The sequence below is a fragment of the Tardiphaga sp. OK246 genome (genome assembly GCF_900188215.1).
GTDB classification, from domain to species: domain Bacteria; phylum Pseudomonadota; class Alphaproteobacteria; order Rhizobiales; family Xanthobacteraceae; genus Tardiphaga; species Tardiphaga robiniae.
The window spans coordinates 1-20,470 of the sequence record NZ_FZOX01000007.1 but is presented as its reverse complement, the minus strand read 5'-3'; the positions used below and the strand labels follow the sequence as shown (position 1 = coordinate 20,470).

The 20,470-nt window shown below is 63.5% G+C and carries 15 protein-coding genes and 1 pseudogene; 13 read left to right on the top strand and 3 right to left on the bottom strand.

Features of this window, described 5'->3' with window-relative positions:
- Nucleotides 1–22 precede the first annotated feature (22 nt).
- The gene (locus CHC01_RS26390) at nt 23–1,057 is read left to right on the top strand and encodes a phosphotransferase (RefSeq protein WP_089267345.1); all 1,035 of its coding nucleotides are present in this window, start codon (nt 23–25) and stop codon (nt 1,055–1,057) included.
- 18 nt (nt 1,058–1,075) lie between these two features.
- Here CHC01_RS26390 and CHC01_RS26385 read toward each other — a convergent pair whose 3' ends face one another.
- Nucleotides 1,076–1,978 carry a LysR family transcriptional regulator gene (locus CHC01_RS26385; RefSeq protein ID WP_089267344.1) on the bottom strand — a complete coding sequence of 301 codons (903 nt, stop codon included), beginning with the start codon at nt 1,976–1,978 and terminating at the stop codon, nt 1,076–1,078.
- Nucleotides 1,979–2,108: 130 nt separating this feature from the next.
- On the opposite strand from CHC01_RS26385, the gene CHC01_RS26380 reads away from it, so the two are divergent.
- The 3 genes from CHC01_RS26380 to murB all read left to right on the top strand — a co-directional run bounded on the left by CHC01_RS26380 (nt 2,109) and on the right by murB (nt 5,988).
- Complete coding sequence (locus tag CHC01_RS26380) at nt 2,109–3,281, top strand: MFS transporter (RefSeq protein WP_089267343.1); 1,173 nt, start codon at nt 2,109–2,111, stop codon at nt 3,279–3,281.
- 194 nt (nt 3,282–3,475) lie between these two features.
- Nucleotides 3,476–4,879, top strand: a complete 1,404-nt coding sequence (gene murC / locus CHC01_RS26375; RefSeq protein ID WP_068734093.1) for a UDP-N-acetylmuramate--L-alanine ligase — start codon at nt 3,476–3,478, stop codon at nt 4,877–4,879.
- Between the two features lie 188 nt (nt 4,880–5,067).
- Nucleotides 5,068–5,988, top strand: a complete 921-nt coding sequence (murB, locus tag CHC01_RS26370; RefSeq protein ID WP_089267342.1) for a UDP-N-acetylmuramate dehydrogenase — start codon at nt 5,068–5,070, stop codon at nt 5,986–5,988.
- A gap of 66 nt (nt 5,989–6,054) precedes the next feature.
- Here the strand turns inward: murB and CHC01_RS26365 are convergent, their stop codons facing one another.
- A complete protein-coding gene (locus tag CHC01_RS26365) occupies nt 6,055–6,864 on the bottom strand; it encodes a bestrophin-like domain (protein WP_089267341.1) in 810 nt (269 codons plus the stop codon).
- Nucleotides 6,865–6,997: 133 nt separating this feature from the next.
- On the opposite strand from CHC01_RS26365, the gene CHC01_RS26360 reads away from it, so the two are divergent.
- The 5 genes from CHC01_RS26360 to lpxC all read left to right on the top strand — a co-directional run bounded on the left by CHC01_RS26360 (nt 6,998) and on the right by lpxC (nt 14,037).
- The gene (locus CHC01_RS26360; protein WP_089267569.1) at nt 6,998–8,011 is read left to right on the top strand and encodes a D-alanine--D-alanine ligase family protein; all 1,014 of its coding nucleotides are present in this window, start codon (nt 6,998–7,000) and stop codon (nt 8,009–8,011) included.
- 519 nt (nt 8,012–8,530) lie between these two features.
- Entirely contained in the window at nt 8,531–9,535 is a 1,005-nt protein-coding gene (locus CHC01_RS26355; RefSeq protein ID WP_089267340.1) for a cell division protein FtsQ/DivIB, read from the top strand.
- Nucleotides 9,532–10,857, top strand: a complete 1,326-nt coding sequence (gene ftsA / locus CHC01_RS26350) for a cell division protein FtsA (protein ID WP_068734085.1) — start codon at nt 9,532–9,534, stop codon at nt 10,855–10,857. Before CHC01_RS26355 ends, ftsA begins: the two co-directional genes overlap by 4 nt.
- A gap of 98 nt (nt 10,858–10,955) precedes the next feature.
- Nucleotides 10,956–12,725, top strand: coding sequence for a cell division protein FtsZ (gene ftsZ / locus CHC01_RS26345; protein ID WP_089267339.1), 1,770 nt, complete (start codon nt 10,956–10,958; stop codon nt 12,723–12,725).
- A gap of 346 nt (nt 12,726–13,071) precedes the next feature.
- On the top strand, nt 13,072–14,037 hold the full coding sequence (lpxC, locus tag CHC01_RS26340; protein WP_089267338.1) for a UDP-3-O-acyl-N-acetylglucosamine deacetylase: 966 nt from the start codon (nt 13,072–13,074) through the stop codon (nt 14,035–14,037).
- Nucleotides 14,038–14,117: 80 nt separating this feature from the next.
- Here the strand turns inward: lpxC and CHC01_RS32775 are convergent, their stop codons facing one another.
- Nucleotides 14,118–14,291, bottom strand: a complete 174-nt coding sequence (locus CHC01_RS32775) for a hypothetical protein (protein ID WP_176454716.1) — start codon at nt 14,289–14,291, stop codon at nt 14,118–14,120.
- Nucleotides 14,292–14,832: 541 nt separating this feature from the next.
- On the opposite strand from CHC01_RS32775, the gene CHC01_RS26330 reads away from it, so the two are divergent.
- The 4 genes and pseudogenes from CHC01_RS26330 (at nt 14,833) to ligA (ending at nt 20,081) form a co-directional block, all read left to right on the top strand.
- Nucleotides 14,833–15,729, top strand: a complete 897-nt coding sequence (locus CHC01_RS26330) for an outer membrane protein assembly factor BamD (protein WP_089267568.1) — start codon at nt 14,833–14,835, stop codon at nt 15,727–15,729.
- A 13-nt stretch (nt 15,730–15,742) separates the two neighbouring features.
- Nucleotides 15,743–17,416: a DNA repair protein RecN gene (gene recN, locus CHC01_RS26325; protein WP_089267336.1), complete on the top strand. Its 1,674-nt coding sequence runs from the start codon at nt 15,743–15,745 to the stop codon at nt 17,414–17,416.
- Between the two features lie 116 nt (nt 17,417–17,532).
- A pseudogene (locus CHC01_RS26320) lies at nt 17,533–17,818 on the top strand (GIY-YIG nuclease family protein).
- A 109-nt stretch (nt 17,819–17,927) separates the two neighbouring features.
- On the top strand, nt 17,928–20,081 hold the full coding sequence (ligA, locus tag CHC01_RS26315; protein WP_089267335.1) for an NAD-dependent DNA ligase LigA: 2,154 nt from the start codon (nt 17,928–17,930) through the stop codon (nt 20,079–20,081).
- The last annotated feature ends 389 nt before the right edge of the window (nt 20,082–20,470 follow it).

Genomic DNA, 20,470 nt, shown 5'->3' with positions numbered 1-20,470 from the left:
ACGCGGTTCGCCCGGGGGGACAATGAGCGGAGAGCATCTTTCCAATATTCCGATGACGCACCGCGAGATCGCGCAGGCTGCGCTCCGGGCGACCGTCGGTTCTGCAACCATCGATTCCATCCGGCCGATTCCGGGTGGCGTCTCGGGTGCATTGGTCTACCGGGTCACCGCCGGCGGCCGCCGTTACGTCTTGCGTATGGAGGGCCTTGCCAGTCCGCTGCGCAATCCGCACCAATATACGTCGATGCGCATCGCTGCACAGGCAGGGATCGCGCCACGGCTGCACCATGTGGACGAGGTCGCCCGCGTGGCGGTGATGGACTTTATCGTCGAGCAACCGTTGAACACCTATCCCGGCGGCCCCCACGCTTTGGCGCAAGCTCTGGGAGACATGCTGCGGCGCCTGCAGGCGACGCCAAGGTTCGGACGCTTCGTCGAATATCCCGAGATCGTCGCCCGGCTGTGGGCTCATGTCTGCCGCACAAACCTGTTTGCGCCTGGCGTGCTCGATGCCCACACGCAGCGTCTGGCAGACCTCCGTGGCGCCTATACGTGGAATAGCGACGAGGCGGTTTCCAGCCACAACGATATCCTGCCGCGCAACCTTCTGTTTGATGGCGAGCGTCTGTGGCTGGTCGATTGGGAGTCGGCCTATTGCAACGATCCCGTCGTCGACATGGCGACCATGCTCGATAATTTTGCGCCGTCACCTGAACTCGAAGAGGTGCTTTTGCAGGCATGGCTTGGTCACCCGCCTGATCGCAGCCTGCGCGATCGACTCGAACTGATGCGCGCGCTCACCCGTCTGTTTTATGCGGGCGTCCAGTTCAGCGCGGTCGCGACCGCGGCGCGCTTGGTGCCGGATACGGACCTCTCGGCTCCTACACTTGCGGAATTCCAGCAAGCCTTGCGCGACGGGCGGCTGGCGCCCGACGCGTTGGAGACCAGGCATCTGCTTGGAAAGATGTATCTCGCTGCATTTTTCACGGGCGAGAAACCGCCGGGGCTGCCTCCGCCGATCAGTGCCTTTCAAGTGATGGGCACAGCGGAGGCATGACGACGAGGTGCTGAAACGCTACAGCCTCACGGTCTCCACCAGATAATCCAGGAAGGCCCGCACCCGCGCCGGCAATTGTCCGCCATGACCGACGAACACGGCGTGGATCGGTTCGATGTCGCCGGGATTGAACGCTTCGAGCACCGGCACAAGACGTCCGGCTTTGATATCGGCCTCGACATGAAAATGCGCCAGTCGCGCGAGGCCCATGCCGGCCACGGCGAGGTGCTGCATCGCTTCGCCGTCGCTGACCAGGGCATTGCCTGACGGCATCACGGCGATTGTCTCGCCGCCGATCTTGAAAGGCCAGCCGTTCTCCCACTTGGCGAAGCCGAAGCGCAGCAGATTATGATCGGCAAGATCATCCGGCGTCTTGGGCGTGCCGCGCTCGGCGAGATAGCTGGGCGCGGCAACCACCACCATCCGGCTCTCGCCGAGTTTGCGCGCGAGCAAACGTGACTCGCGCATCAAGCCAACGCGAATGGCGACATCGGCGCGCTCTTCCAGGAGATCCACCACGAGATCCGTCAGAACGACCTCGACCTTGATGTCCGGATAGCGCTTCGCAAAATCGGGGAGCAGCGGCAGCAGGAGACGCAGGCCGAAGGGCACGCTGGTATTGACGCGCAGCAGGCCGCTCGGTGTGGCGCCGATGGCGGCTTCGCGTTCGGCCGCGCTGATCTCGTCGAGAATGCGCAAGGCGCGCTCGTAGAATGCACTGCCTTCCGGCGTGAGTTGCAGCTTGCGCGTCGAGCGGTTGATCAGCCGCACGCCGAGCCGCGCTTCCAGCCGCGCCACCAGCTTGCTGACAGCCGAGGGCGTCATCCGGAAGGCCCGCGCCGCGGTCGAAAAACCGCCGAGCTCGACCACGCGGGTGAACACTTCCATCTCGCCGGAGCGGTTGACGTCCAGTCGTGACATCTGGCTTCAATCTATTGAGTGAATTCAATTCACAAATATTGTGCCTATGCCACGTCTATCTCATCAATATCAGGAGGTCCACATCTCCCGTCATCGGGCAATTGGCCCGCTTCACCCACGGGATAGGATCATGCCTCTCGCACTCTACGCGCTTACCGCCGGCGCCTTCGGAATTGGCGTCACCGAATTCGTCATCATGGGTCTGCTGATCGAGGTCGGCGGCGACCTCGGCGTGTCGATCCCGGCCGCGGGTCTGCTGATCTCAGGCTATGCGCTGGGTGTCGTGCTCGGCGCGCCGATCATGACCATCGCCACCAGTCGCTGGCCGCGCAAAACCGTGCTGCTGGTGCTGATGGGCATCTTCACGCTGGGCAATCTCGCTTGCGCCCTGGCGCCGGACTACTGGAGCCTGATGGCGGCGCGGGTGCTCACGGCCTTTGCGCATGGCACCTTCTTCGGCGTTGGTTCCGTGGTGGCGACCACGCTGGTGGCGCCGGACAAAAAGGCCTCGGCCATCGCCATCATGTTCACCGGTCTGACCGTGGCGAATATTCTCGGCGTGCCATTCGGTACCTGGCTGGGGCAGGGGTTTGGCTGGCGCGCGACCTTCTTCGCCGTGACCGCCGTTGGCGTCGCCGCCTTCGCAATCATCGCGCTGTTCGTGCCGCAAGATAAGGAAAAGCCCGCGCCGTCGAATCTGAAACAGGATCTCGCGGTGCTTGCGCGTCCGCAGGTGCTGCTTGGCCTGCTCACTACGGTGCTGAGCTGGATTGGTGTGTTCGCGCTGTTCACCTACATCGCGCCGATCCTGACCCGGCTGGCCGGCTTTTCGGAGACCGCGGTGTCGCCGATCCTGCTGGTGTTCGGTGGCGGGCTGGTGGTCGGCAATCTGGTCGGCGGACGGCTCGCCGACCGCTGGCTGCTGTCGACGGTGCTGGGCAGCCTCGCTGCGCTGGCGGTAGTGTTGTTCCTGATGACCTTCGCTGTTCACAGTCAGATCGCCGTGGTGGCATTCGTGGCGCTGCTCGGCGCCGTGGGCTTCGCCACCGTGCCGCCGTTGCAGATGTGGGTGCTGGAAAAGGCCCATGGCGCTGGCCAGAGCCTCGCCTCGAGCTTCAACATCGCGGCGTTCAATCTCGGCAACGCCATCGGCGCCTGGCTCGGCGGTGCGGTGATCGATCACGGGGGTCTCGCTTCGGTGCCGTGGGTCGCTGCATTGGCGCCGCTGGCAGCGCTGGCTGTGGCACTTTGCGCAATCCGCTTCGACCGGGGGCGGGCTGCGGTTCCCGCGGCGGCAGAGTAGGGCACAGCAGCAGCGAAGGTGGCGGATTCGTCTGATCCGCAAGCCAAATTTCCGTCTTTTTCGTCATGGCCGGGCTTGTCCCGGCCATCCACGTCTGTTTGAAGGAGTCATCTGTTAGACAAGCCTTGGATGCCCGGACGTCCAGCGAAGCTCGCTTCGCGCTGCCCGGACATGATGGAACATAGAGACGCCCCATGAGACTGCCGCGCGAAATCGGACCTATTCACTTTGTCGGTATCGGCGGCATCGGCATGAGCGGCATCGCCGAGGTGCTGTGCAATCTCGGTTACACCGTGCAGGGCTCGGACGCCTCCGAAAGCGCCAACGTCAATCGTCTGCGCGAGAAGGGCATCACCATCCATGTCGGTCACAAGGCCGATAACGTGTCGGGCGCCGACGTGCTCGTGGTCTCGACCGCGATCAAGCGCGACAATCCGGAACTGATGGCCGCGCGCGCCCAGCGGATTCCCGTCGTCCGCCGCGCCGAGATGCTCGCCGAATTGATGCGCCTCAAGTCCTGTGTCGCGATCGCCGGCACCCATGGCAAGACCACCACGACCTCGATGGTAGCCGCATTGCTTGATGCCGGCGAACTCGATCCCACCGTCATCAATGGTGGCATCATCAATGCCTATGGCACCAATGCGCGCCTTGGCGCGGGCGAGTGGATGGTCGTCGAAGCCGACGAGAGCGACGGCACCTTCCTGAAACTGCCGGCCGATGTCGCCATCGTCACCAATGTCGATCCCGAACATCTCGATCACTTCAAGACCTTCGATGCCGTGCAGGATGCGTTCCGCCACTTTGTCGAGAACGTGCCGTTCTACGGCTTCGCCGTGATGTGCATCGATCACCCCGTGGTGCAGAGCATCGTCGGCAAGATCGAGGATCGCCGCATCATCACTTACGGACAGAATCCGCAGGCCGATGCGCGGCTGGTCGATCTGAAGCCCGCCAATGGCGGCTCAAGCTTCAAGGTCGCGTTCCGCGATCGCAAGGCCGGCACTGCGCATGAGATCGATAATCTTCTGCTGCCGATGCCGGGTCGTCACAACGCACTCAATGCCACGGCTGCGATTGCCGTCGCGCATGAACTCGGCATGTCCGATGAGGCAATCCGCAAGGCCATCGCCGGCTTCGGCGGTGTCAAGCGCCGCTTCACCAAGACCGGCGAGTGGAACGGCGTCACCATTATCGACGATTACGGCCATCATCCCGTGGAGATTTCCGCCGTGCTGCGCGCCGCGCGTGAGAGCACCGCAGGCAAGGTAATCGCCGTGGTGCAGCCGCATCGCTACACGCGCCTGCAGTCGCTGTTCGAGGAATTCTGCACCTGCTTCAACGACGCCGACACCGTGATCGTCGCCGACGTCTATCCCGCCGGCGAAGCACCGATCGAGGGCATCGACCGCGACAATTTCGTGCTCGGCCTGCGCGCCCACGGCCATCGCGAGGTGATCCCGCTGCAGGAGTCTGCGGCGCTTGCGGGTCTTGTCGCGGGTGTTGCTAAGAGCGGCGATACGGTGGTGTGCTTGGGTGCAGGCAACATCACGCAGTGGGCTTATGCATTGCCCGGCGAATTGAAGGCGCTGGGGTAGGGATTGTTGATGTTTGATATCAGCATCGCAACACACGCCGCTGCGCTCCCTCCCCCCTTGCGGGGGAGGGTCGGGGAGGGGGGTAACCCCGAGCGACGGCGCCTGCGGCTTACCCCCCTCCCGGCGCTACGCGCCACCCTCCCCCGCAAGGGGGGAGGGTGCACATTTCGCACCGTGCAAAACACGCTATGACCTTCCCCGACATCACCCCCGATCTCACATCTGCGATGCCCGATCTGCGCGGGCGTCTGCTCGCCAACGAATCCCTCGCGCCGCTGACATGGTTTCGCGTCGGCGGTCCCGCGCAGGTGTTGTTCACGCCAGCCGATGAAGACGACCTCGCTTACTTCCTCTCGAAGCTGCCTAGCGAGATCCCGGTCACTGTCGTCGGCGTCGGCTCCAATCTCATCGTGCGCGATGGCGGGCTCAACGGCGTCGTCATTCGCCTGAGCCCGCGCGGCTTCGGCGCAACGTCAGCCGATGGCGACATTGTCAGCGCCGGCACGGCTGCGCTCGACAAGCGCGTGGCAGAGACGGCGGCAGCGGCGAATATCGGCGGACTGGAATTCTACTTCGGCATTCCCGGCTCCATCGGCGGCGCGCTGCGGATGAATGCCGGCGCCAATGGCGACGAGACCAAGGATGTGCTGTCTGAGGCCACAGGCATCGGCCGCGATGGCACGAAGCACGTCTTCGACAATGCCGGCATGCAATTCGTCTATCGCAATTCCGGTGTCTCACCGTCGATCATTTTCACGTCAGCGAAATTCCGCGGAGCTGTGACGGAGCCCTCAGCCATTCGCGCGCGGATGGACGAGGTGCAGGCGCATCGCGAGACGGCGCAGCCAATCCGTGAGAAGACCGGTGGCTCCACCTTCAAGAATCCGCCGGGGCACTCGGCCTGGAAGCTGGTCGATGCCGCGGGATGTCGCGGGCTGCGCGTCGGCGGCGCGCAGGTGTCGGAGATGCACTGTAATTTCCTGATCAACACCGGCGATGCCACAGCGAGCGATATCGAAACGCTCGGCGAGACCGTGCGTGCGCGCGTGCTGGCGCAGTCGGGCATCGACCTGCACTGGGAAATTAAGCGCATCGGCGTCGCGCCGTAATACTATTTGTCTGATACGTTTCCTTGACGCGAACCGGCACCACTTCGCTCGGAAACGCTTTGGCTGCTATTTCGGCGGTGGCGGTAGTGCCGACGCCGGTCCGGCCTCGCTGATGCTCAGCAGATTTTCCAGTGGCGCAGGGGCGACGCGGAAGGCGCCGTCGAACGGATGCTCCTGCAGCGCGATAATGCCGAGCGCGACGATGGCGCCGCTGGCGAACACCGTGAGCGCCGCGAGCATGGCCCGCGGACGTTCCAGATGCACCAGCGCCAGCGCCAGTTGCGTGATCAGCCCGAGCAACAGGACCGACGTCCATTTCAGATCATTGGTGTGGTCGGTCGACAGGCTGAGCCGGTCATTGCGCGCGGTCCCGGCGCGGATCGAGGCGCCCATCAGCGCCCCATGCACTGTGTTGCTGGCGTCGCGCGTGATCGCGGGATCGCTGATTTCGCGCAGCAGGCTGTCATAGGCCACATCGGTGCGCGGCGACTTCAGGCCGAGGAGCATTGCCGGCCATTCCTCCGTTACTTCCGATGTCACATAGGCCTTCAGCGCGGCGCGTATGTTGGACATGTCGGTGACCGATGCCACGCTCAGCGTATGGATGTTGCGCAACTCGCCGGCCTCGATCTGAACGGCGCGGACGGCCTGGCGGTTGCGGTCGCCGACGTCGCTGGCAAGGAAGCCCGTGAGCAGGCCGAACAGGATGGCCACCGAGGAAAAGAAGGGCGCGACGATGCCGTGGATGGACTTCAGCCGCATCGACAGCAGCCGGCTGGATGTCAGCCCCACGAGGATCAGTGCGACTCCGTAATAGATGGTGCCCAGCGTCGCGAAGATGCCGAAGGTAGAGAGTTCGAGCCAGGCTCTGATCATCAGGTCGCTTCCATGTCACCGCGGGGCGGGCTCGCAAAACCGCCCCCGACAAGGCATTATATGACTCGGCTAGCGTGATGCTATTGCCTTGTCGGCGGCGGCGCGATTCGCGGATGGGTTCGGAGACGACACGATGACGGAGCAGGCGAGACCTCAGCGGATCACCATCATGTTTGGTGGCCTGAACAAGGAGCGTCTGGTGTCGGTGGCCTCCGCACAGGCCCTGCACAGCGCGTTGCCCGATGCGGATCTCTGGTTCTGGGATGCCGATGACCGCGTCTACGAGACGTCGGGCACGGCGCTGCTCTCCCATGATCGTCCGTTCGAGGATCCGTTCAAGCCCGGTGGCAGCAGCATCGGCGTGCTGACGCAGGCGCTCGACAAGGCCCAAGCCGAGAACCGTGTGCTGGTGCTCGGCATGCATGGCGGCGCTGCGGAGAATGGCGAGTTGCAGGTGATGTGCGAAATGCGCGGCATCCCGTTCACCGGTTCCGGTTCGGCGTCATCCAATCTGTCTTTCGACAAGGTCGGCGCCAAGCGTTTCGCGGCCATCGCAGGCGTGCCCATCGCGGCGGGTGTCGCATTGAACGACATGGAAGCGGCACTCGCCGAATACGGCAAGCTGATCGCCAAGCCTGCGCGCGATGGATCGAGCTACGGCCTGATGTTCGTCAATGCGAAGCAGGATCTCGTTGCTGTGCGCAATGCGGCCAAGACCGAGGACTATGTGATTGAGCCGTTCGTCGCCGGCGTCGAGGCGACCTGCGCCGTGCTCGAACAGGCCGATGGCTCGCTGATCGCATTGCCGCCGATCGAAATCATCCCGGCTGATGGCGGTTTCGACTATGAGGCGAAGTATCTCGCCAAATCGACGCAGGAGATCTGCCCCGGGCGTTTCACGCCGGAGGTTTCCGCGGCGATCATGGATTTCGCGGTGAAGGCGCACCGCGCCATGTCGTGCCGCGGCTATTCGCGGTCGGACTTCATCGTGTCGGCCAAAGGCCCAGTCTATCTGGAGACCAACACGCTTCCGGGCCTGACCAAGGCCTCGCTCTATCCCAAGGCGCTGAACGCGCAGGGGATCAGTTTCGTCGATTTCCTGAACGGCCAGATCGAGCTCGCGGTGAAACGGGCAGGCGGCTTTTAACCTCTCCCCGCTCTGTGCGGGGAGAGGTCGCCGCGTCTTCGCGGCGGGTGAGGGGCAGCGCACCGTGCTATCCTCATCGCTGGCGTTTGCAGATCGAAGCGCCCCTCACCCCAGCCCTCTCCCCGCAAGAGCGGGGCGAGGGAGCGCACCAGCGATTCACCGCCGCACCACCCGATCCCCGCGTTAATTCCGGCAACCCGGCGATGCCAGCCATGAAGCCGCCGCAGTTCCCTCGGGCACGTCAGCCACACCTCGGCTAAAGTCTTCCACAGCCGCATCAAATCGCGCTCTGCGCCCATCCCCTTTACACTTTGTTTACCAGGAAGGCCGAAGGTTAACGCTGGCGGCGCGTGTGCGCTTGGCTGCCGAGGCGTGAGCTTTGCGGGGACTCCGTGACGACGCGTATCGATGGAAAACCGGCCTTTTTCAAAGGCTTGAATCCATCCCGGCAGGACCGAGACGTCACTCGCGCCTCAAGTCCCGCGCCAATGCGGACGTAACCTGTGACGAGCTCGTGGTATGGATGGTGGAGGACGCCTCTCTCGGTCGGTGCGACCCTTGAGGCCCCAAGCTGATCTTAAAATGGCTGCCCTTGGGGCAGGCATTCTGCTGCGTGAGCAGCTGAGCCCGCTCGCCCGCTTCTGGGCCCGTTTTCGCGCCGCCAAGCCTGCCGTCCGCGAACAGAGTTCCAATCGCTTCATCGCGACGCTTGAGCGTTACGCGCCGCGCCGCGTCGGAATTGCGGCCACAGTGTTGATGCTGACGGGCAGCCTCGCGCTTGGCGTGGTCAAGGGCAATCACGTCGACGAAATGGTCGAAGCTTTTAGCGATGCGCGCAACGCTGCGGCCAATGCCGCCGGCTTCCGCATTGCCTCCGTCATTCTCAACGGCCGCAAGCAGCTGACCCAGGACGAGATCCTGGCCATCGGCGGCGTCAATGGTCGCTCCTCGCTGTTCTTCCTCGATGCCGCGGCTGTCCGCGACAAGCTCAAGGCCAATCCGTGGATCGCCGACGCCAATGTGCTGAAGCTGTATCCGAACCGTCTGCAGATCGATGTCACCGAGCGCACGGCCTTTGCGCTGTGGCAGGAGGACGGTCGTCTCTCGGTGATCGCCGATGACGGTGCCGTTCTCGAAAACTACGTGTCGCGCCGCTTCATGTCGCTGCCGCTGGTGGTGGGCAAGGGCGCCGACAGCAACGCCAGGGATTTCCTCGCGCTGCTGGATCGCTATCCGCAAGTGCGCTCGGTCACCAAGGCCGCGATCTTCGTCGGCGAGCGCCGCTGGAATCTCCGCCTGAAGGATGGCCTCGACATTCGCCTCCCGGAAATCGACGTCGGCAACGCGCTGGCCATGCTCAGCAAGCTCGACAAGGAAGATCGCCTGTTCTCGCGCGACATCGTCGCCATCGATATGCGGCTGTCGGATCGGCTGACCGTGCGGCTGTCGGAAGACGCCGCGAAGGCGCGCGAAGATCTGTTCAAGGCACAAGACAAGTCCAAGAAGAAGGCTGGCGCGGCATGACCGGTCTCGATCGCAACCAGGCGCCGAAAACGCGTCAGATGGCGGCCAACCGCACCGCGCTGGTGGCGTCGCTGGACGTCGGCACCAGCAAGATCGCGTGCATGATCGCGCGTCTGCGGCCATCCGCGCCGAACGAAGCCCTGCGTGGCCGCAGCCATGCGGTTGAGCTGATCGGCTACAGCCAGATCCAGTCGCGCGGCGTCAAGTCCGGTGCGATCGTCGATATGGGCGAGGCCGAGCAGGCCGTCCGTCAGGCGGTGGCGCTGGCCGAACGTATGGCCAAGGTTCGCGTCGAATCCGTTTTGCTGTCGGTGTCGGCCGGTCGCCTGCAGGGCCAACTGATTGAAGCGTCAGCCGATATCAAGGGCGGCGCCGTCACGGCGTCCGATATCGCACGTGTCACCTCGACCGGCATGCGCCACGCGACGCCGCCGGGCCGCACGGTGCTCCATGCATTGCCGGTCGGCTATTCACTCGATGGCGTGAAGGGCATTCGCGATCCCAAGGGCATGGTCGCCTCGCAATTCGGCGTCGATATGAATGTCGTCACTGCGGACGCGACGGTCGCGCGTAACCTGATGCTGGTCGTCGAGCGCTGCCATCTCAATGTCGAAGCCATGGCTGCGGCGCCCTATGTCGCAGGTCTCTCTGTTCTCACCGATGACGAGACCGATCTCGGCGCTGCGGTCGTCGAGATGGGCGCAGGTACGACAACGATCGCGACCTATTCCGGCGGACGCTTCGTGCACGCGTCGGGATTTGCGGTCGGCGGGCAACACATCACCATGGATCTCGCGCGCGGACTCGGTGCTTGCATCGCGGATGCCGAGCGAATCAAGACGTTATATGGCACGGTGCTGACGGGTGGCTCCGATGCGCGCGAACTCATGAACGTGCCGACGGCTGGTGATAACGATCGCGATTTTCCGCAGGTCGTATCCCGCGCCACGATCGCGAACATCGTGCGTCAGCGTGCCGAGGAGATTTTTGAAATGGTCAGGGACCGGTTGGCGGATTCGCCCTTCGCTGCAGAACCGCGCGCACGCGTGGTGCTGTCAGGCGGCGCGTCGCAGCTCACGGGCCTTGCCGAACTCGGCAGCCAGATTCTCGGACGGTCCGTTCGCATTGCACGACCACTCGGCTTCGGCCGACTGCCCAATGAAGCCAAGAGCGCTTCGTTCGCGGTGCCGTCGGGCCTGCTGGTCTATCCGCAATTCGCTCATCTTGAACATGTCGAACCGCGGCATACGCGGCAGCTCAAGACAGGGACCAGTGACGGTTATTTCGGAAAGGTCGGACGATGGCTTCGAGAGGGCTTCTGATGAAATTTTTCCGGCCAGTGTTTTTTCCATCTCCGACGCCATCGGCCACCGGCCAATGGCATGACCACACAACGCGCGCGTAATCGAGAGGCAACCTCATGACCATCAATCTCAACGTTCCTGATATCAGCGAGCTGAAGCCCCGCATTACCGTGTTCGGTGTCGGTGGCGCTGGCGGCAACGCCGTCAACAACATGATCACCGCCGGTCTGCAGGGCGTCGATTTCGTCGTCGCCAATACGGATGCGCAGGCGCTGACTATGTCGAAGGCCCAGCGCATCGTGCAGATGGGCACGCAGGTCACCCAGGGCCTCGGCGCCGGTTCACAGCCTGACGTTGGCGCTGCCGCCGCGCAGGAAGTCATCGACGAAATCCGTGATCACCTGACCGGCGCCAACATGGTGTTCGTCACCGCCGGCATGGGCGGCGGCACCGGCACCGGTGCAGCGCCCGTCATCGCCAAGACCGCGCGCGACATGGGCATCCTCACCGTCGGCGTGATCACCAAGCCGTTCCACTTCGAAGGCCAGCGCCGCATGCGCACGGCCGAAGCCGGCATTGCCGAGCTCCACAAGGTGGTCGACACGCTGCTGATCATCCCGAACCAGAACCTGTTCCGGGTCGCCAACGAGAAGACCACCTTCGCCGACGCCTTCGCGATGGCCGACCAGGTGCTCTACTCGGGCGTTGCCTGCATCACCGACCTGATGGTCAAGGAAGGCCTCATCAACCTCGACTTTGCCGACGTGCGCGCAGTCATGAAGGAGATGGGCAAGGCGATGATGGGCACCGGCGAAGCCACCGGTGAGAAGCGCGCGCTGACTGCCGCTGAAGCTGCGATCGCCAACCCGCTGATCGACGATAGCTCGATGAAGGGTGCCCGCGGCCTGCTGATCTCGATCACCGGCGGCAAGGACCTGACCCTGTTCGAAGTCGACGAAGCCGCGACCCGTATTCGCGAAGAAGTCGATGCCGACGCCAACATCATTGTCGGCGCCACCTTCGACGAGAGCCTCGACGGCGTGATCCGCGTGTCGGTTGTCGCCACCGGCATCGAGCAGGCCATGCTGGCCCGCAATTCCTCGGCTCCGGTCACCCCCGTGACCTCGGCCGTTGCTGCTCCTGCTGGCAACGGCGCTCCGGATGCCCGTCTGGCCGATCTGACCGCGCGTCTCCGCGCGGACAACCAGCGTCTCGCTGCCGCAGCGGCTGCCAAGTCTGCCGGCGCTCCGGCGCCCGCTGCCGCGCCCCGCGCCCCGGCGACCAGCCATGAGCGTGCCGCGCTCGCCGCGATCGCCGCTGCCGTGGCTCCGGAAGCCGCTGCGCCGCAGCAGTATGGCGACGTGATGGTACGTCCGATCGCGCAGAAGCCCTCGCTGTTCCCGGAAGCGCCGCGCCAGGAAGCCCCTGTCGAAGCGCCGATCCCCGAACAGTTCATTCCGCCATCGGCCGAACGTGCTCCGCTGCGCGCTCCGCGGATGCCGAAATTCGAAGAACTGCCGATGCCGGCCCAGAATGAGATCCGTCAGGCACGTGGCGAATCGGAAGAGGAACCGCAGAAGGCTCGCCTGTCGCTGCTGCAGCGTCTGGCCAATGTCGGTCTCGGTCGCCGCGACGAGGAAACGGAAGCGCCGGTCTCCGGTCGTCCGTCGGCCCCGCCGATGGCTCCGATGCCGCCGCTGCCCGAGCGTAAGCCACAGCGCAGCGTCGCCCAGCAGATGGGCAACGAGCCGCCGGTGTCCGAATACGCCCGTCGTCCGGCACCCCAGGGTCTCGATTCGCATGGTCGCCCTGCGCCTGTTGCGCCGGCGCCACAGGGCGACGATCATCTGGATATCCCGGCCTTCCTGCGCCGCCAGACAAGCTGACATTTGTTACAATCGTGACGACGACAGAAGCCCCGGCTGGATCAGCCGGGGCTTTCGTTTGCGACGGGTGCCCAAAAGCGGCAGGATTTCTTAACCTATTGATAGTAAGTCATTAATCTTTACCGTCACGCTCTGCCAAGGCTCGAAACGGACGTGGAACCGGCAGAAATTTTGGTTAACCCCTGGCCTGATTGCGGCAAAGGTGGGGTAACAATCGGTAAAAAAGCGTGAGTTGGCGCACTTTGTGGCAGGGGTTAATGTGACTGCGACTCGGGGACTCAGGAGGCCGCAAGGTTCGACTGAGAGAGTCCCTCTCATGACGAGAGGCTACTTGGGTGGGTACCTTATGACTTTCAGCCGACAGACAACGCTTGGATCGCAAGCCACCGTTACCGGTGTCGGCGTCCATTCCGGAAAGCCTGTCAGTCTCACGCTTGGACCTGCGCCCGTCGATGCAGGTTATATTTTTGTGCGCACCGGTCTTGAAGGTGCTGATCGCGAAATCCAGGCCGACGCCAAATCCGTTATCGCCACCGAGTTTGCCACCGTGCTCGGCGATCGTGAAGGCCCAATCGTTTCCACCGCCGAACATGTTCTTGCTGCGCTGCGCGGCATGGGCATCGACAACGCCACCATCGAAGTCGATGGACCGGAAGTGCCGATCATGGACGGCTCCGCAGCCGCCTTCGTCGCCGCCATCGATCAGGCCGGCGTTGTGGAGCAGGGCGCCCGTCGCCGCTTCATTCAGGTTCTCAAACCCGTGCAGGTTGCCATCGGTGACTCGTTCGGCGAAATCCGCCCTCACGCTGCGGGCTTCCGCGCTGAAGTCGAAATCAGCTTCGCCAATCCGGTGATTGGCCGCCAGAGCTACGTGCTCGACCTCAATCCCGAATCCTTCCGCCGCGATATCGCCCGTGCACGCACCTTCGGTTGCATGAACGACGTGGCCCGCCTCTGGAGCGCCGGTTTCGCGCTCGGCGCGTCCTTCGAGAATTCCGTCGTGTTCGACGATGACAAGCTGCTCAACACCGAAGGCCTGCGCTATAGCGATGAATGCGCCCGCCACAAGGTGCTGGACGCCGTCGGCGACCTCGCGCTGGCCGGTCTGCCGATCCTCGGCGCCTACCGCTCGGTGCGCGGCGGCCACAAGCTCAACAATGCCGTTCTCTGCGCCCTGATGGCCGATCGTTCGGCCTGGAAGATCGTCGAAGCCGATGCCGTCCCTGTCCGCCGCGGCCGCGCCAGCGCCGATGTCACCTCGGGCATGCTTGGCGGCATGATCGCCCCGGCCTTCGGCCCGGACGTTTCCTGAGATCGACTGCTGAAGATTGTCAGCTCCTGACGCTGAGCGTTGGAGCGTACCTCATCCCGATATTCTGAGCATCCGTCGTCTTAAGCCGGTCGCTTCGAATCGTTGAGCTTCGGTGGTTTGTAGTTGCGCGGCTGTTCTGCCGTGATGGTCGGATATTTGTGGGTGATCCGTCGATAGCTCAGCCAAGCCGTTATAGAAACGGCGGCCGCGAATAACACGGGAGCCGCGTAGGGTAGAATTTCAAGGCTGTTCATCAAGCCCTCCCAAGACTAGCTGTCCGAGCAAATGTAAGCCGACGCAAAGCGCTCCGCAAAGGAGAATGAGGCCCCACAATCCATCAGCGTTTTGCGCCTGGGGTCCGAAGTGAAAATATCGCGACAGGATAGGAACCACGACACCCGTGCCGCCCAGCGTTACCGATGCGGCATTGCACCAATTCGCGATCAGCTTGATGGTTTCGTTTTTGACCACACTCATGGGAACAGGTGCCTGTGGATGTTCTCCCAGAGGTAAAATAGATCATGAACTGCCCGTTTGGCGAGAGTTCAGGTGTTTGCCGTTATTGCTGGAGCGAATGTCATTTGTTGCCGGGACATCCCCGGTAACCATAACCGCCTGTATCTCCACATCCTTCGCCTTAATCCGGGCGAAATGGCTCCGTATCCGGTTGGTTAACGGATGTCATTCGGGTAGATAGAGCACGCGGTCAAGCGAAGCTGCGGGCGCGTATCCGGTTGGTCCGTGATTGTGCGCGTACCGCGCAGACACCGCATGAAGGCGTCAGGTCTCAGATATATGTCGGCACAGCGCATTACGCTCGAATCCAGCGGTTCACTGTTCACCCGTTTCGGCCGCCAGGCGCGGTTCGCCGCAGGCCTCATCGTGCTGGCCGTGCCGCTGAGCGGCTGCGGCACCGGCGCGATCTGGGACAAGTTCGGCACCAAGGACGACACCTTCGTCGAGGAGCCAGCCGACAAGCTCTACAATGAGGGCTTGTACCTCATGAACCAGAACAAGGATCCGAAGGCCGCCGCGAAGAAATTCGAGGAAGTCGATCGTCAGCATCCGTATTCGGAATGGGCGCGCAAGTCGCTGCTGATGTCGGCCTATGCGGCTTACGAATCCGCCGACTACGACACCTGCATCGGCTCGGCCACGCGCTATGTCACCCTGCATCCCGGCAGCCCCGACGCGGCCTATGCGCAGTATCTGATCGCCGCCTCGCATTACGACCAGATCCCGGACATCTCGCGCGATCAGGGCCGCACCGAAAAGGCGATGGCTGCGCTCGAGGAAGTGGTCCGCAAATATCCGACCTCGGAATATGCGACCTCGGCCAAGAAGAAGCTGGAAGGCGCACGTGACCAGATCGCCGGCAAGGAAATGGAAATCGGCCGCTACAATCTCGACAAGCGCAACTACACCGGCGCCATCAACCGCTTCAAGACCGTCGTGACACAGTATCAGACCACGCGTCACGTCGAGGAGGCGCTGATGCGCCTGACCGAGGCGTATATGGCGATCGGCGTGGTCGGCGAGGCGCAGACCGCTGCCGCCGTGCTTGGCCACAACTTTCCTGACAGCAAGTGGTACAAAGACGCCTACAATCTTGTAAAGTCCGGCGGTCTCGAGCCGAGCGAGAACAAGGGGTCTTACCTGAGCAAGGCCTTCAAGAGATTTGGCCTCGGTTAGGAACTGACCTCCCATGCTGGCCCGTCTGTCGATCCGTGACATCGTCCTGATCGAACGGCTCGATATCGAGTTTTCCCGCGGTCTTGCTGTGCTGACCGGTGAAACCGGCGCCGGCAAATCCATTCTTCTCGATGCTTTCGCGCTGGCGCTCGGCGGCCGCGGCGATGCCGGCCTCGTGCGCCACGGCGTCGAGCAGGGCCAGGTGACGGCCGTGTTCGACCTGGCCAAGGGCCACCCGGCGCTGACGATTCTCAAGGACAACGGTTTCGACGACGATTCCGGCGAGATGATTCTGCGCCGCGTGCAGCTCGCCGATGGTCGCACCCGTGCCTTCATCAACGATCAGGCGATCTCTGTGCAGACCATGAAGGCGGTCGGCGCCGCTTTGGTCGAGATCCACGGCCAGCACGACGAGCGCGCCCTGGTGGACGCCGCCACCCATCGCCGGCTGCTCGACGCCTTCGCCGGGCTGGAGAAGGACGTCACTGCGCTGGAGACACTCTGGGACGCCCGCAAGACCGCTTATGCGGCGCTGGAGACCCATCGCGCCAATATGGAGCGCGCTGCCCGCGATGCCGATTATCTGCGCCACGCTGCGGACGAGCTGAAGAAGCTCAATCCGAAGGACGGCGAGGAGAGCAAGCTTGCGGAGCGCCGCACCGGCATGATGCAGGGCGAGAAGATCGCGGCGGATCTGCGCGAGGCTCAGGAGGCTGTGTCCGGCCATCATTCGCCGATCTCGTCGCTGGCCGCCGCCGTGCGCCGGCTGGAGCGCCGCGCCGGTTCATCGCCGTCGCTGGTCGAGCCCGCGGTGAAAGCGATCGACGTCGCCATCAATGCGCTGGAAGAAGCCGACCAGCATCTCAGCGCCGCGCTCATCGCCGCCGATTTCGATCCCGCGGAACTCGAGCGCATCGAGGAACGGCTGTTCGCGCTGCGCGGCGCCGCGCGAAAATATTCGACACCGGTCGACGGGCTCGCCGCGCTGGCCGCGAAATACTTTGCCGATGTCGCCACCATCGATGCCGGCGCCGGCCAGCTCAAGGGTCTGGAGACCGCGGCCTCCGAGGCCGACAAGAAGTACAGCGCTGCGGCGACCAAGCTTTCGGCCGCGCGCATCAAGTCCGCCGAGAAGCTCAACAAAGCCGTCATCGCCGAGCTCGGCCCGCTCAAGCTCGAACGTGCGAAGTTCATCACCCAGGTCGACAGCGATGCCGCGACGCCGGGTCCGCACGGCATCGACCGCGTCGAATTCTGGGTTCAGACCAATCCCGGCACCCGTCCTGGCCCGATGATGAAGGTCGCCTCCGGCGGCGAACTCTCGCGCTTCCTGCTGGCGCTGAAAGTTGTGCTCTCCGACAAGGGCTCCGCGCCGACCTTGGTGTTCGACGAAATCGACACTGGAGTCGGCGGCGCGGTGGCCGACGCCATCGGCGCCCGCCTGGCGCGGCTCGCCGGCAAGGTCCAGGTGATGGCCGTCACCCACGCCCCGCAGGTGGCGGCTCGGGCCGACCAGCATCTGCTGATCTCCAAGGATGCCCTCGACAAGGGCAAGCGCGTGGCGACGCGCGTCAACACGCTGGCCGAGGATCATCGCCGCGAGGAAATCGCGCGGATGCTCGCCGGCGCGGAGATCACCGCCGAAGCGCGGGCCGCGGCGGAGCGGCTGCTCAAGGGCGCGGCGTAAGCCGTAAGCGCGCGTTGTCGTGCCTCAAGCTGTCATTCCGGGGCGCTCGCCTGTTGGCGAGCGAACCCGGAATCCCGTCATGTTCTGCACCACTTCGCCAAACGACGGCGCCGGTCATGCCCTATTACGTCTACATGCTCGCTTCGAAGAAGAACGGCGTGCTGTATATCGGCATCACCAACGATCTCGTCCGGCGCGTCTACGAACACAAAACGAGCCCGGTGAAAAGCTTCATCTCGCGCTACAATGTTTCCCTTGCTCGTCTGGTTCGAAGTGTACGACGATCCTCTGACTGCGATCAGCCGAGAAAAGGAACTCAAGAAATGGCGACGCGCCTGGAAGGTCGCACTGATCGAGGTGAGCAATCCCGAATGGCATGATCTGTACGATTCGATCGTGTAAGAGCAGAACATGACGGGATTCCGGGTTCGCCCGCCAAGTGGCGAGCGCCCCGGAATGACGGCATGGGGCAGGCCGTTGTTGGAGCCTGTGCAACACGTTATTCTGGGCCATGGCGAAGACATCAAAAATCACTTCCCCCGACATCTCCACGCTCACGAAGCCCAAAGCGAAGATCGAGCTGATGCGGCTGTCGCTGGAGATGGAAGCGCACAACAAGCGCTACTATCAGGACGACGCACCGACGGTGTCGGATGCGGAATACGACGCGCTGCGTCGCCGGGTCGAGGCGATCGAAGCCAAATTCCCCGATCTCGTCACCGGCGCGTCGCCGACACAGACGGTCGGCGCAGCGCCCGCGCGCGGCTTTGCCAAGGTGCAGCATGTGGTGCCGATGCTGTCGCTGGGCAATGCGTTCAGCGATGAGGAAGTGACGGAATTCGTCGAGCGCATCCAGCGCTTCCTCAAGCTCGATGAAATCCCCGCCATCGTCGCCGAGCCGAAGATCGACGGTTTGTCGCTGTCGCTGCGCTACGAGAATGGCGAACTGATCCGCGCCGCCACGCGGGGCGACGGCTTCACCGGCGAGGATGTCACTGCGAATGTCCGCACCATCAAGGACATTCCCGAGAAGCTGAAAGGCAAGCACATCCCTGCCGCCTGCGAGCTGCGCGGCGAGGTCTATATGCTGAAGAGCGACTTCCTTGCGCTCAACAAGAAGCAGGAAGAGGCTGGCGATACCGTCTTTGCCAATCCCAGAAATTCCGCTGCCGGCTCGCTGCGCCAGAAGGACGTGGCGATCACTGCGTCACGTCCGCTGAAGTTCTTCGCCTATGCCTGGGGCGAGATGTCGGACTATCCGATGCCGGAGCCGACCCAGCACGCGATGATCGCGTGGCTGGACAAGGCCGGCTTCACGGTCAATCCCGAGATCACGCTCTGCAAGAGTGTCGACGATGCGCTCGCCTTCTACCGCCGCATCGGCGAGATCAGGGCGAAGCTCGGCTATGATATCGACGGCGTCGTCTACAAGGTCGACCGCATCGACTGGCAGGCGCGATTGGGTTTTGCCGGCCGCGCGCCGCGCTGGGCGATCGCGCACAAATTTGCGGCCGAGCAGGCGACCACGGTGCTGGAGAAGATCGACATCCAGGTCGGCCGCACCGGTGCGCTGACGCCGGTGGCGCGGCTGACGCCGATCACTGTGGGCGGTGTCGTGGTGTCGAATGCAACGCTGCACAATGCGGACTATATCGCCGGCATTGGCAATGACGGCCAGCCGCTACGCGACGGCGTCGATATCCGCGAAGGCGACACGGTCATCGTGCAGCGCGCCGGCGATGTCATCCCGCAGGTCGTCAATGTTGTCCTCGACAAGCGCCCGAAGAGCGCAAAGCCGTATGAATTTCCCACCAAGTGTCCGGTCTGCGGCAGCCATGCGATCCGCGAGAATGACGAAGTCGTCACGCGTTGCACCGGCGCGCTGGTCTGCCCGGCGCAGGCAGTCGAGAAGCTCAAGCATTTCGTCTCGCGGCTGGCCTTCGACATCGATGGGCTCGGCGACAAGCAGATCCAGGAGTTCTACGACGAAGGCATCATCATGCATCCCGTCGATATCTTTACGCTCGCCAAGCGTGATGAGCGCTCCAACAAGAAGTTGCGCGACCGAGAAGGTTACGGCGAGACCTCGGTGCGCAACCTGTTTGCCGCCATCGATGACCGCCGCAAGATCGAACTCAATCGCCTGATCTTCGCGCTCGGCATCCGCCATATCGGCGAAGGCAATGCCAAGCTGCTGGCGCGACACTACGGTTCGTTTGCTGCGTTTCGCGAGGCGATGCTTGCGGCTGCTGCGGGGCAGGGCGCTGAGGAGAATACGTCTGAAGCCTATGCCGATCTCAACGCCATCGACGGCGTCGGTGAAATCGTCGCCGATGCGGTGGTCGAGTTCTTCGCCGAGAAACGTAACGTGAAGGCGCTCGACGAGTTGCTGAGCGAGATCGAGGTGCTCGATGTTGCACAGGCCAAGACCGATACGCCGGTGGCCGGCAAGACCGTGGTGTTCACGGGCTCACTGACCAAGTTCACGCGTGATGAGGCGAAGGCGGGTGCCGAGCGTCTCGGTGCCAAGGTGGCAGGCTCGGTGTCGAAGAAGACGGACTATGTGGTGGCCGGCGAGGATGCAGGCTCGAAGCTCACCAAGGCGCGCGATCTCGGCGTCGCGGTGCTCACGGAAGATGAGTGGCTGGCGCTGATCGGGGGGTAGGGGCGGTCGGGCTCTGGCATTTCCCGGCGCGCCTTGCTCCACACTCGCCATTTCAGGCGTTGTCTTGGCTCGTCATTCCGGGGCGCACGGAAGCGGCGGAGCCGCTGAAGTGCGAACCCGGAATCCCGGAGTGCTTGGCTCGACGGAGACTCCAACGTTGAGATTCCGGGTTCGGTCCCGTCGCCTCCGGCGTCGGTCCCGCCCCGGAATGACGAGCTTGGGGCGGCAAGACAGCACCCAACATTTTTTCCTATTCCCGTTGACAATATCCCTGCCTTGATTATATTCCCCTCCGTCCTGCCCCACCGAGAGGGGCGATCGCGATCGTCACGTTCGCGGGGCAGGATGCGGTGGACGCCGGAGATGCGGCGTCACGCGGTTCATGGGGG